The following is a 12184-nucleotide window of genomic DNA, read 5'->3' as shown; positions in this document are numbered from 1 at the left end:
CGCCGCTGTCTCGCGTTGCCTTTCACAGCGAGGCTATTGCCATGACTCGCATCGCCATCAACGGATTCGGTCGCATCGGGCGCAACGTCCTGCGCGCGCTGCTCGAACGCGACAGCAAACTGGAAATCGTCGCGGTCAACGATCTCACCGAGCCCGCCGCCCTGGCGCGGCTGCTCGCCTTCGACTCCACCGCGGGCCGGCTCGGCCGCCCGGTGACGGTCGACGGCGACACCATCGTGGTCGACGGCCGGCGCATCAAGGTGCTCGCCGAGCGCGACCCGGCCGGCCTGCCGTGGGCTTCACTCGAGGTGGACGTGGTGCTCGAGGCCACCGGCAAGTTCACCTCGGCCAAGGCCGCGCGCGCCCACCTCGACGCGGGCGCCAAGAAGGTCCTCGTGGGCGCGCCGTCCGACGGCGCCGATGTCACCGTCGCCTACGGCGTCAACACCGACGCGTACGACGCCGGCAAGCACACCATCGTCTCGAACGCCTCGTGTACGACCAACGCGCTCGCGCCGCTGGCCGCCGTCCTCGACGAGCTGGCCGGGATCGAGCACGGCTTCATGACCACCGTGCACGCGTACACCCAGGAGCAGAACCTGCAGGACGGCCCGCACCGGGACGCCCGTCGGGCCCGGGCCGCGGCCGTCAACATCGTGCCCACCACGACCGGCGCGGCCAAGGCGATCGGCAAGGTGCTGCCCGGCCTCGAGGGCAAGCTCTCCGGCGACTCGATCCGGGTGCCGGTGCCGGTCGGTTCGATCGTCGAACTCAACACCACCGTGAGCCGCGACGTCACCCGCGACGAGGTGCTGACGGCGTACCGGGTCGCGGCGGACGGCCCGCTCAAGGGCATCCTCGAGTACTCGGAGGACGCGCTCGTGTCGTCGGACATCGTCGGCAACCCGGCGTCGTCCATCTTCGACTCGGCCCTCACCCGCGTCGACGGCCGGCACGTCAAGGTCGTCGCCTGGTACGACAACGAGTGGGGCTTCTCGCACCGGGTGATCGACACCCTCGAGCTGCTCGCCGGACTACGGGCGTCGCGGTAGGCGGCTCAGCCGCTCGTCACCTCGAACAGGACCTTCTCCGGCATGCCGCATTCCCGTTGTGCCGCACGGCCGTGGTCGTTGATCGACGCGACCACGGCCAGCATCCGGGTGACATCAACGCTGGAATCGCCGGCGCTCGCCTGGAGGCGCCCCAGCGAGGCGATGTCGGCGGCCAAGCCGTGCGCGGCATCCTTCAGGCCGGCATGGAACATCAGTCGCCCGATCCGGTTGTTCAGCGCCGATGCGGCCTGATCCAGGTCGGCGGAGGCCGGCCCGCCGTTCCCCGCCGAAGCGGAGATCAGCGTCTGCACGGTGTCGCATGTCTGGCTCTTGGCCCGGGTGTCAACGGCCCACACGCCCGCGCCGACGGCCCCGGCCAGCGATGCTACGGCGGCGACGGCAATCCATCGGCCGGACCGCCGTTCAGGCGCCACCGGGGCTGGCTCGGGCGGCTCGACCAGCGGCGCCGGCGGGGATGCGGGCGGCCTCGGCCGGTAGGTCTGCCGAGGGGCGGGGGCAGGTCGTGGGGCGTGGTCGGCCGGAGGCGGCGTGGAATCCTCGTGCGGTGGGGTCGACAGAACGCTGCTTACTCTGGTGGGCTCCGGCCTGGGCTCAGATGCGGGCGCCTGGCCGAAGACCCGGGCGATGGCTTCCACCTGGTCGTAGACCGCGACGGGCGGTGGCGGCTTGAGCCCGTACGCGTGAGTCAGGTCTTGCCTTCGGTTGTGGGCCGGAACGACAGCCCGCGCCATTTCATGGCTCGGCGATGACGCGATGGCCTGTTGGCCGTGCTCGGGCGCGGGCATGAGTCGTTCCGTTCCTGAAAGTCGGACGTCCGGGCCCGCAACATCGGCAGTCGTGGCCCCGACGTGACAAGAATCAGGCAGCGGGTTCGGCCTGGGCCTTGTCGCGCCGCCGTCGTCCCCAGTTGCGGGTCTCGTCGAGGACCAGCGCGTCGATCGCTGAGACCAGATCACGCTGACGTTCCGGGGTCCGTTCCGCCGCCGGCAGCAACCGGTACTGCGCGATCTCGGCGGCGGCCTTGGCCCGCGCCTCGGAGGCAGCCACCCAGTCGTCGTGCCAGGAGACGATCCGGCGCAATCCGGCGAGGAAAGCGACCAGCGCGGCGGTGGTCGCGGTGATCCAGGGAGGCGCGCTGAGCGCGGCGAGCACGGTGGCCGCCCCGGCGAGGAAGAGACCGCCAGATTCCGACAAGACATATTTCGTACGAGTACTGCGCATCTGCGACCGGTACCACTCCAGCTGCACCATGGCGTGCACGAGGGCCCGGTCCGCGAGATCTTCCTCGGAGAGCCGTCGGTCGATCTCGATGAGCTGTTTCCGCTGCGCCTGCGTCACCGCCACAGTGTGCCGGGAAGGTCAAGAAACCTGCGAAGGGGACGACGCCTTCCGTCGATGCGACCCGGCCCCCGGCCGATTGATCAGCTCCACGTTCTGCAGCGTCGGCTCATCGAGCGGCACCCGGTACCGATACGTGATCCCTTCGTCGCGCACCACGAAGTCATCCGCCTCGGACCGTCGCCAGGTGAGGATCATCTGCCCATACTTCTCGGCCAGCTTGACCAATGCCGGAAAGTTGTTGACGTTGACGACCGGCTTGCCGGGCGGGCTAGGCATCGGCTCGACGTGCACGAGAAGCTGCGGGTAGCGACTCTCGATCTCGGCACGGGTCCGCGTAGGCATCCGGCGGCGAGCGGCCAGGAGGACCACGACAGCGATCGCGATCGCGCCGATCAGGGCGAGGATCGCGTCTGATCGTGCCTGCGCGGCCGTGATGACCGAATGACCGAAGATCCGTATCTCGCGGGGCACGATGACATCCGACGATGCTTCTCCGCCGGCGGTGGTATCCAACTTGGTACCCCCGGCCAGCGACATCTGAAAGGGCGTGATGGTGAGTTGCAGGGGCGCGCGCAGCGGCAGCAGATTCCCGGACTCCACCGAGACGTTCAAAGTGATGTCCACCGAGCCGTTGGTCGGTGAACCGATGGCACGCGATGCGTCGTCGGCACGCTTCGCCAGCGCGGGGAAGTCGAGAGTGTAGGACCAGTCGGAAGTGGGACCGGGAAACGACTTGTCCTTCACCAGCGTCATGGTCGTGTGCCAGCCGGTGCCGTTGGTCAAGTTGCTCGAGATGTTGAGAATGCCGGTCGGCCCTTTGTATCGGACGCGCAGGAGGGCGCTGTTCGCGAGCTTACGGAAAATTGGGTCGGGCGACGTGACCGTCGTGCCGTCGTAAGCCGCTGACTTCGGCACCTTCGTGGTGTAGGAGAAGGTGAGGGCTTGACTGGGTTGTTGTTCGCCGGCCTTCGCCTCCACAAGAGGCTTCATCCACCCGAGGATCCCCAGGATGAACGCGAACAAGGTCAGCATCGCAGCCACCGCCGCGGCAACGCGCAGCGCGGGCGAGAGACGTTCGACCGCCTTCAGAACCGCCGCGGCGGCCGCCCACGAACCTCCCTGGCGCGACGACATGGCCTTCACCTTTTTCTTGCGGCGGCCCCGTGGGATCTCCCGCCGGTTCCGTGCCGCCGTGGCTCCACCACTGATGACGAGAAAGCTGAGCATTCCCAGCCCGCTCGGGCCAAGCAGAGGCTTCAGCCAGATGCCCCCGTGCGGAACGTGCAGGACGGCACGACCGATCATTTCGTCGGTCGTGGGATTCAGCGGGTCTATCGACTCGTTGTTGTCCCCTTTCAGCACGAATCCCGCGGAGCCGTTCCCGCCGATGATGCGATGCAGGACCCGCTGCCCGGGAATGCTTCCATGGTAGGCGGCAATCTGTCCGACATGGTACGAATCGGCCTTCGCGACGAAGACCAGGTCGTTCTGGTAGTAGACGGGGTTCATGCTGGTCCCGCTGGTTACCACGTAGCCGATTCGCTCGGTCATGACCGCCCAAGCACCGATGGCCGCCATCCCGAGGATGGCGGCCACGATGTAGGTGCGAAGAGACTTCTGGATCGGTTCCCCCGGGGTCACGGTGCCGTAGCTAGCCTCGCACCCCGAGGTTCCGTGCGATGCGGATTAGGCGACGGCCATGTCGAGGGTGTCGAGGTCGGCGTAGTAGCGGCTGGTGGCCGCATTGCCGTTGGTGGAATCGACCGGCACGCAGGTGATCGTGTCAGGGTCGGCGTTGAGGACGACCGCCGGCGCGGAAATGTGACGGATGGGGGTGACATTGCCACCCGTGCATTCCCACTTGTCGGCAACAGCAACCGCGTCGCCGCCGAACGTTCCGCCGCCCGGCGTGATGGTAAGGGTCTTTCCGCTGGCGCCGGCAACGGTGATCGCGATCGAGTTGACCTGGTTCTGCGAGTTGGTGTCGTAGTACCCGTAGACGACGCCGGTGACGGTCGCGCCCGTGATTGTCTGCGTGACCGTACCGCCGACGAACTGGTCGGCAGCCGTGCCGGTGCGGACGACGCCCGAACCGGTCAGAGCGGTGGTTCCGGCGGCGATGACACCGGCGGCGGCGACGCCGCCGAGGAGCTGAAGCATGCTCATGCTGCGCATAGGATCGTTCCCCCTGTTTTCCGTAGCCATCGGCCGGTCGGCCAGCGGCTGAGACCCGGCTCCGCCGGGCTCTTGCACTTGTTTCGGCGGGCTTCCCTGCCCGCCGCGGACAACTGATGAATCGGCCGTGGGGGCGGGCCGAGTGAAGGTTTCCGGCGGTATCTCTGGCAAATTGCTGTGGAGTCGGCCCACCCGTTGCCCGGGACGTGCTAGGGCACCTCTGGTCCCGAGGCGCCCACCCCGGACATCCGTGGCGAAGGCGTCTGAGAGAGTTGTTCGGATGGGCGAACGGGTACTCGAAGCCGACTGCGCGAGCTGTGTGGGGCTCTGCTGCGTGGCGCCGGCGTTCTCCAAATCGTCAGACTTTGCGATCGATAAAGCCGCCGGGAAGCCTTGTCCGAATCTGGGCGGTGACTTTCGCTGCACCATCCATCAAAAGCTCGAGGACAAGGGCTTTCACGGGTGCGTGGTGTTCGACTGCTTCGGGGCCGGGCAGCGGATCACGCAGGAGACGTACGGCGGGACGAAGGACTGGCACAGCGCGCCGGAGATGATGGGGCTGCTGCCGATCGTGCGGCAACTGCACGAGCTCATGTGGCTGGTCACCGAGGCGCTCAACGTCGACCGTGCTCAGCGCGTACACGAAAAGCTGCGTGCGGCTCTCGCCGAGATCGACCACCTCGCGGGCGGAACGCCCGCTGAGCTGCGGGCGCTGGACGTGGACTCGGTGCGGCGGAAGGTCAACCCGCTGCTGCAGAAGGCCAGTCAGCTCGTGCGGGCGGGAACCAAGGGGCCCGACTACCGCGGGGCGAACCTGATCGGGCGGAAGATGCGCGGGGCCGACCTGCGCGGGGCCAGCTTTCGCGGGGCGCTGCTGATCGGGACCGACCTGCGGGACGCGGATCTGCGGCTGGCCGACTTCACGGGGGCGGATCTGCGCGGGACCGATCTGCGTGGGGCGAACCTCACTGGTGTCCTGTTCCTCACCAGCTCACAACTGCGCGCAGCCGTCACCGATCTCTAGGATGATGGCCATGCAGAGCGTGTCCGGCTGGGTGTGGCTGCTGACCGTCCTCGGGATCATCGGTCTGCTGCTGTTCGACTTCTTCTTCCACGTCCGTAAGGCGCACGTGCCCACCCTCGGTGAGGCTGCGCGCTGGACGGCGATCTACGTGTCGATCGCGCTGCTCTTCGGGGTCGGGGTGACGATCTTCGCGGGCGGGCAGTCCGGCGCGGAGTTCTTCGCCGGGTACGTCACCGAGGAGGCGTTGTCGGTCGACAACCTCTTCGTTTTCCTGCTGCTGCTCGGCAGCTTCAAGGTGCCCCGGGCCGACCAGCAGAAGGTGCTGCTCGTGGGCATCGCCGTGTCGCTGGTGGCGCGGACCGCGTTCATCTTCCTCGGCGCCGCGCTGATCAACTCGTTCGCCTGGGTGTTCTACATCTTCGGGCTGATCCTGCTGGTCACCGCCGGCAACCTGCTGAAGCAGGAGGGCAGCGACGACGACGAGGCGCCTGACAACATCATCATTCGGCTGGCCCGGCGGGTGCTGCGAACTTCCGACGTGTACGACGGGGACAAGCTGGTCACCTACCAGAACGGCAAGCGGGTGCTGACGCCGATGCTGCTGGTCATGGTGGCGATCGGCGGCACCGACATCCTGTTCGCGCTGGACAGCATCCCGGCGATCTTCGGGCTCACCCAGAATGTGTACATCGTGTTCACCGCGACCGCGTTCTCCCTGCTCGGGCTGCGCCAGCTGTACTTCCTGATCGACGGGCTGCTCGACCGGCTGGTGTACCTGTCCTACGGACTCGCGGCGATCCTCGGGCTGATCGGCGTGAAGCTGATCCTGCACGCCATGCACGAGAACAATGTGCCGTTCATCAACGACGGCGAGCCGATCCACGCCGCCGAGATCTCCACCGGGCTGTCGCTCGCGCTCATCGTGAGCATCCTGCTGATCACGGTGGTGGTGTCGCTGCTGAGCCCCAAGGGTCGGGCGCAGACGTACGTGGCGGCGGCGCGCCGCCACGCGACGGAGTTCCTCGACATCGAGACCGACCCGGCGTACTGCGACCAGATCTTCCACAAGCTGCTCGGCGAGGAGGCCCACATCAAGCGGCTCCCCGAGAAGTACCGCGCGCGGATCCGGGCCGAGGAGGAGCTGATGGAGCTCCTCCGCCGCGCGCACCAGCTGCACGACGAACGGGTGGCGCTGGGTCGTTGCTTCCAGCCGGCGGGCGCGGGCGCGGGGCGGGCGGACGCCGCGGGCGAGTAGGCGCGCTGGGCGCCGCGTTGCCGCGCCGGGCCCTGCGTTGCCGCGCCGGGCCCTGCGTTGCCGCGCCGGGCCCTGCGTTGCCGCGCTGGGCCCCGTTGGTCGCGCCGGGCCGGGCGTTTCGGGCGCCGGTCAGAACTGGCGGGTTGCCGAGCCCAACTCGTCGTCGGCCGGGCGGCGTGGGGCGACGCCGTGGCCCCGGCCCGAGTTGCCGCTGAGGCGGGCCGCGGTGCGCCGGGCCTGCTCGGCGCGGTCGGCCGCGGTCTCGGAGCTGCCCAGCAGGGTCGAGAGGTTGGTCATCTCGGTGCGCTGGGTGTCGAAGCCGGTTCCGCCCGACATCAGGCTGGCGACCCGGGCGGCCAGGTCGGCGGCGCGGGCCTCCAGGTCGGGGGCGCCGCGCAGGGTGGCCTCGTCGGCCGGGCGGGCCGGGCGGGAGCGGGCGATCTCGTCGAAGCCGGGGCGCAGCACCTGCGGCGGGACGACTCCGAACTCGGCGCGACCGGCCATCGGCCAGCTCGGCGAGTTGGCCTGGGCGTCGTCGGCCTGCTCCTGAGCCCGCTGGTGCTCGTGGGGCTGAGGTTGGGCGGGCTGGTGCTCGTGAGGCTGGGCGAGCTGGTGAGGCTGGGCGAGCTGGTGGTGGGGCTGAGCTTGGCCGTGCTGGCGGGGCTGGGGCTCGGGCGCAGTGGGCGCTGCGTAGGCCGGGGCGCCGCTCGAAGGGCTTTCGTCGTGCGGTGAGTAGGCCGCCGCATACCTGTCCTGCCGCTGACCGTAGGCGGGCGCGCCGGATTGCGGGGCATAGCCGGGCGGCGGCGCGTAGGCGGGCGCGTCCGACTGCGGTGCGTAGGCGGAAGCGTCCGACTGAGGCGCGTACGCCGAGTCATCCGACTGAGGCGCGTACGCGGTGACTTCCGACTGCGGCGCGTAGGCGGAAGCATCCAGCTGCGGGCCGTACGAAGGCGCCCACGACTGCGGGGCGTAGCCCGAGACGGCCGACGCCGGGACGGAGCCGGAGGCGGACGGGAAGTAGGGCTGGAGGAACGGCTCGTCCGCGTACGGCTGGGGCTCGACGACCGCGGCCGAGCCGAGCAGCGAGACGGTCTGCCCCTCGCCGCCCTGGTAGTTGTTGAACTCGGGGCCGATCACGAGCCGGGACAGCATGCGGGCCTGCGGCGCCGGGATGCCGAGCTCGGCCGTGTGCTCGACGCGGTAGCGCGCGATCGCCTGCCGTAACACGTTGGCCATGCGGTCGGCGTCACCGACAGTGCTCAGGTCGCCACCCGCGAAGACCAGCGCGGGGAAGGTGCCGCCGGGCCCGGCGCAGACCAGCTGGATCTGCGTGACGGTGGCCGAGCGGCCGGTGTCGCGGTTGCCGGGCTGCACCCGCAGGTGCTGCGGGAAGGGCCAGAGCAGCTCGCCGGTGGCGCCGGTGGTGACGTCCCGGTAGACGACCCGATCTTCGGTGACGACGACCTCGGTCTCCTCGGGCAGGGTCCAGCGGGGGAGGGAGCTGGGTTCCTCGAACGCGTACTCGGCGACGGCGCAGCGGCCCGTCCAGAGCACACGCGAACCCGCCGCGTCACCGGCGGACGAGCCGGGCGCGGCCAGGAAATACTTGTCGGTCATGCGCCTTCCCCCCAGTCGGCGGCCGCGCGTCGGACGCGGCTGACACTGATTACAACCGGGCGACATCTACCCGGACAAGTCACCGGCGGTGAATCACACCGGATTTCCTGACGACAACACGACAGGGTCGGTTCAGGTGAACCTTTGGCTGATCCGTCGTCACTTACGGTTACTGAACAGGCCGGCAGGCGGAGGTGGTGAGGCCACGGCAACACTGTCGGTGACGGGCGCCACGCCGCCGGCAAAACGGTCGAGGTCGGTCTCGACCCGCCCGGGGAACCAGTCGCCGGCCGCCCGCCGGGTGAGCTCAGCGACCGGCGCGGGAGTGCGGCCGGCGATCACCACGAGGTTGCCGAAGCGGCGGCCGCGCAGCACGGCGGCGTCGGCCACGAGGCAGGCCTCGGGCAGCGCGGCCCGGATCGTGGCGACCTGGGCGCGGGCGAAGCGCAGCGGCGGGCCGTCGGCGACGTTGGCGATCAGCCGGCCGGTCGGGGCGAGGACCCGGGCAACCTCCCGGGCGAACTCGACCGAGGCGAGGTGGGCGGGGGTGCGGGCGCCGGCGAAGACGTCGAGGATCACAACGTCGTACCCGCCGTCGCGCATGCCCTCCAGCGCGGCGCGCGCGTCTGCCACCCGTACGCGGACATTGGCCTTGGAATTCCATGGCAGCTCGCGGCGGACCATCTCGACGAGGGGGCCGTCGATCTCCACCACCCGCTGGGGCGACGCGGGGCGGGTCGCGGCGATGTAGCGCGGCAGGGTGAGGGCCCCGCCGCCCAGGTGCAGCACGCGCAGCGGCTCGCCGGCCGGCGCGATCAGGTCGATCGCGGCCGCCATCCGTCGGATGTACTCGAACTCTAGGTGGGTGGGGTCGTCGAGATCGACGTAGGACTGTGGCGCGCCGTCGAGCATGAGGCTGTACGCGGCGGCGCGATCGGGGTCGGGGATGAGCTCGGCGACCCCGGAGGCGACCGTCTCGGTCAGCCGTCCCTGCCCTCTGCGCTGTGCCATCTGACTGACTATTCCAGGCGGGCATGAGGGAGGTCCCCTCGCCGTCGCGGGTGGGATTTCCTGAAAAGTCGTCGATCAGGCTTTAAATCCGGTTTTACTGGCCTCCGGCTCAATCGGGAGGTGCACCGTGTCGACGAGCAACGTGCTCGCAGAGATCATCGGCCAGGGACCACGCCCGCCGGGCCCGCCCGGCGTCCGCGAGATGCCGGCGATCCTGGCCGCCGCTCAGCAGGAGGCCGGCCCGCCGCTGCGGATCCGCCGGCACTTCTCCGAGGAGGGCCTGCCCTTCTGGCGTTGGGACTGCGAGACCTGCGGCGAGTACGGGGGCGGCCGGCACCACCCGGACGCGGTGTCCCGGGCGATGCGCCATTGCGGCGAACACCCGGAACACCGCTCGTCCCTGCTGCCACCGGCCCTGTGCCGCCAGCGCGACGCCTACCTGCCGTTGCACCCGATGCTCTTCGCGGTGGACGACGATCCACCCCCGCCGCCGCTCTAGGGCTGGGTATCGCCGGAGCCGGTGCGCTTCTGGGCCTCGTCCACGCCTTTGTCGATCTGGCCCGAGTACTTGTGGCCGGTGCGCTTGTCGACCTCGTCGCCGATCTTCTCGAGGGCCTGGTCGACCTGCTTGTCGTGTTTGTGGAGGAAGTCCTTGGCTTTGTCCATGAAGCTCATCGCGTTGCCCTCTCTTTCCCAGAATCCCGGCGATCTCCCAGAATCCCGGCGATCCTCGCGATGCGGGGGTCGCCGGCGATCTGCTCAAGGCTAAGGCCGATCCGCATCCGCCAGTTCGGGTACTCGTCGACGGTCCCCGGCAGGTTGGGCTGGTCGAGCTCGCCCAGCACGTCGTAGAGCGACGCGGTGACGAACCGGCACGGCGTACGCGCAAGGAATTGATGCATGGCGACCACGACCTCCTCGTCGGTGCTGGTCGCGGTGATCAGCCCCTCGTCGCGCAGCAGCCGCTTGAGCTGCTCGCGATCCTTCTCGGCGGCCGCCCGCTCCTGTTCGACCGAGCCGGCCAGCTGACCCAGCTCGGCCCGCACCTTCACCTGCTCGCCGGCGAGGAAGCCGGCCGCGGTCGGCAGGTCGTGGGTGGAGATCGAGGCGAGCGCGTTGCGCGGGTACTTGGCGGCCGGGTAGTAGACGCCGTCCGGGTCCTCCCAGTCGCGGGTGAACCAGAGCACCGCCGAACCCAGCATGTTCATCCGCTCGAGCCCCTCGGTGACCGCCTTCTGGACCGTGCCCAGGTCTTCGCCGATCACCACGGCGCCGGCCCGGGTGGCCTCCAGCGCCAGGATGCCGAGCATCGCCTCCGGGTCGTAGTGCACGTACGTCCCGCCGGCCGCCCCCATCCCCGGCGGCACCCACCAGAGGCGCCACAGCCCGGCCACGTGGTCGACCCGCAGGCCGCCCGCGCTCGCGAAGATCCGCCGCAGCATGTCGCGGTAGGCCGCGTACCCGGTCTCGATCAGCCGGTCGGGCCGCCACGCCGCCGCGCCCCAGTCCTGCCCGAGCTGGTTGAACGCATCCGGTGGGGCGCCGATGTGCACGCCCTTGGCCAGCACGTCCTGCAGCAGCCAGCCGTCGGCGCCGCTCGGGTCGGTGCCGACCGCGAGGTCGAGCACGATGCCCACCGGCATGTCGCCGGCCGCCACCTTCACGGCGTCCAGCTGCTCCTTGATCAGTCGCTGGAGCCAGACGTGGAAGGCGATCCGGTCGCTGCGGAACGCTCGCACGGCGGGGGAGTCGGGGCGGCGGAACTCCGCCGGCCACTCCTGCCAGTTCGCGCCGTACAGCTCGGCCAGCGCGCAGAACCGGGCGAAGTCGAGCAGGCCGGGGTCGGTGGTCAGGTCGACCTCGCCGGCCAGCGGCCAGAGCAGCTCCAGCGCGGCCCGTTTGGCCTGCCACACCGCGGTGTAGTCGATCAGTTCGGACGCGGCCGGCTTGAGGGCGTCGACCTTGGCGCGCAGTGGAGGGTCGGCCCGGCGGTACTCGGCGGTGTCGGCGACCCGCAGGTAGAGCGGGTTGGCGAAGCGCCGGCTCGAGGGCGCGTACGGCGAGGGCGGCACCGGCAGCGTGGGCGTGATCGCGTGCAGCGGGTTGAGCAGGATCAGCCCGGGTGAGCCGGCCTGCCCCACGAACGTGCGCAGGTCGCCGAGGTCGCCCATGCCCCACGATCCGGCCGAGTGCAGGGCGTAGAGCTGCAGCATCCAGCCCCAGGTCTGCGGCGGTTCCGGCAGTTCCGCCGGCACCACGATCAGCGTGATCTCCTGCCCGCCGACGTCCAGTCGGTGCCAGCCCAGCGGCACGGTGGCGGGAATCTCGGATAAATCCGAAAGCTCCGAGCCGTCCTCGAGCGTGATGACACCAGCGCCGGGCAATGCCCGTTTTGTCCCCAGACGGATCACGAGGGTGCCGGGCAGGCGGCCAAGACCGTCGCGCGACCGCGCCGCAGCCAGCGAGGACGCGACAGCCGAAGGCGTGGTGGCGTCGACCCCCAGCAGCCCGAGCACCCCGACGACCGACTCCGCGGAGACGTCCTTCCGCTTGCGATGCCAGTCCTCGTACCAGGTGGCCACCCCGTGGGCCTCGGCCAATGCCACCAGATCGGCGTCCATCCGCTCCCCTTCCCCTGATTCTTCCCCCAATTACCCTGCCTGATTTCGCCTGCACTTGCGCGGA

At 69.7% G+C, this 12184-nt stretch carries 12 protein-coding genes; 4 read left to right on the top strand and 8 right to left on the bottom strand.

Annotation, left to right across the window (positions count from 1 at the left end):
- The first annotated feature begins 41 nt into the window (after positions 1–41).
- Entirely contained in the window at positions 42–1052 is a 1011-nt protein-coding gene (gene gap, locus ACIA5D_RS03630) for a type I glyceraldehyde-3-phosphate dehydrogenase (protein WP_396028239.1), read from the top strand.
- Between the two features lie 5 nt (positions 1053–1057).
- Here gap and ACIA5D_RS03625 read toward each other — a convergent pair whose 3' ends face one another.
- The 4 genes from ACIA5D_RS03625 to ACIA5D_RS03610 all read right to left on the bottom strand — a co-directional run bounded on the left by ACIA5D_RS03625 (position 1058) and on the right by ACIA5D_RS03610 (position 4667).
- Complete coding sequence (locus ACIA5D_RS03625) at positions 1058–1858, bottom strand: hypothetical protein (RefSeq protein ID WP_396028238.1); 801 nt, start codon at positions 1856–1858, stop codon at positions 1058–1060.
- Between the two features lie 73 nt (positions 1859–1931).
- Complete coding sequence (locus ACIA5D_RS03620) at positions 1932–2411, bottom strand: SLATT domain-containing protein (protein ID WP_396028237.1); 480 nt, start codon at positions 2409–2411, stop codon at positions 1932–1934.
- Positions 2412–2432: 21 nt separating this feature from the next.
- Positions 2433–4055 (bottom strand): hypothetical protein, encoded by a 1623-nt coding sequence (locus tag ACIA5D_RS03615; RefSeq protein WP_396028236.1) that lies wholly within the window; start codon positions 4053–4055, stop codon positions 2433–2435.
- 45 nt (positions 4056–4100) lie between these two features.
- Entirely contained in the window at positions 4101–4667 is a 567-nt protein-coding gene (locus ACIA5D_RS03610; protein ID WP_396028235.1) for a hypothetical protein, read from the bottom strand.
- Positions 4668–4923: 256 nt separating this feature from the next.
- Between ACIA5D_RS03610 and ACIA5D_RS03605 the strand changes: the two genes are divergently transcribed.
- The gene (locus ACIA5D_RS03605; RefSeq protein WP_396028234.1) at positions 4924–5613 is read left to right on the top strand and encodes a pentapeptide repeat-containing protein; all 690 of its coding nucleotides are present in this window, start codon (positions 4924–4926) and stop codon (positions 5611–5613) included.
- Positions 5614–5623: 10 nt separating this feature from the next.
- Positions 5624–6868 (top strand): TerC family protein, encoded by a 1245-nt coding sequence (locus ACIA5D_RS03600; protein ID WP_396028233.1) that lies wholly within the window; start codon positions 5624–5626, stop codon positions 6866–6868.
- Between the two features lie 129 nt (positions 6869–6997).
- On the opposite strand, the gene ACIA5D_RS03595 is transcribed toward ACIA5D_RS03600, so the two are convergent.
- Both ACIA5D_RS03595 and ACIA5D_RS03590 read right to left on the bottom strand, forming a co-directional pair.
- Positions 6998–8488 carry a hypothetical protein gene (locus tag ACIA5D_RS03595; protein WP_396028232.1) on the bottom strand — a complete coding sequence of 497 codons (1491 nt, stop codon included), beginning with the start codon at positions 8486–8488 and terminating at the stop codon, positions 6998–7000.
- A 159-nt stretch (positions 8489–8647) separates the two neighbouring features.
- Positions 8648–9499, bottom strand: a complete 852-nt coding sequence (locus ACIA5D_RS03590; protein WP_396028231.1) for a spermidine synthase — start codon at positions 9497–9499, stop codon at positions 8648–8650.
- 127 nt (positions 9500–9626) lie between these two features.
- Between ACIA5D_RS03590 and ACIA5D_RS03585 the strand changes: the two genes are divergently transcribed.
- On the top strand, positions 9627–9998 hold the full coding sequence (locus tag ACIA5D_RS03585) for a hypothetical protein (protein WP_396028230.1): 372 nt from the start codon (positions 9627–9629) through the stop codon (positions 9996–9998).
- Here ACIA5D_RS03585 and ACIA5D_RS03580 read toward each other — a convergent pair.
- Both ACIA5D_RS03580 and malQ read right to left on the bottom strand, forming a co-directional pair.
- Positions 9995–10174: an antitoxin gene (locus ACIA5D_RS03580; RefSeq protein WP_396028229.1), complete on the bottom strand. Its 180-nt coding sequence runs from the start codon at positions 10172–10174 to the stop codon at positions 9995–9997. The genes ACIA5D_RS03585 and ACIA5D_RS03580 overlap by 4 nt on opposite strands.
- Positions 10171–12120, bottom strand: a complete 1950-nt coding sequence (gene malQ / locus ACIA5D_RS03575) for a 4-alpha-glucanotransferase (protein WP_396028228.1) — start codon at positions 12118–12120, stop codon at positions 10171–10173. The genes ACIA5D_RS03580 and malQ overlap by 4 nt, the downstream gene beginning before the upstream one ends.
- Between the last annotated feature and the right edge of the window lie 64 nt (positions 12121–12184).

It is taken from the genome of Actinoplanes sp. NPDC051513 (genome assembly GCF_044454685.1).
Lineage (GTDB): Bacteria > Actinomycetota > Actinomycetes > Mycobacteriales > Micromonosporaceae > Actinoplanes.
Note: the sequence above shows the minus strand (reverse complement) of the source record. Positions and strands in the feature narration are given on the sequence as shown.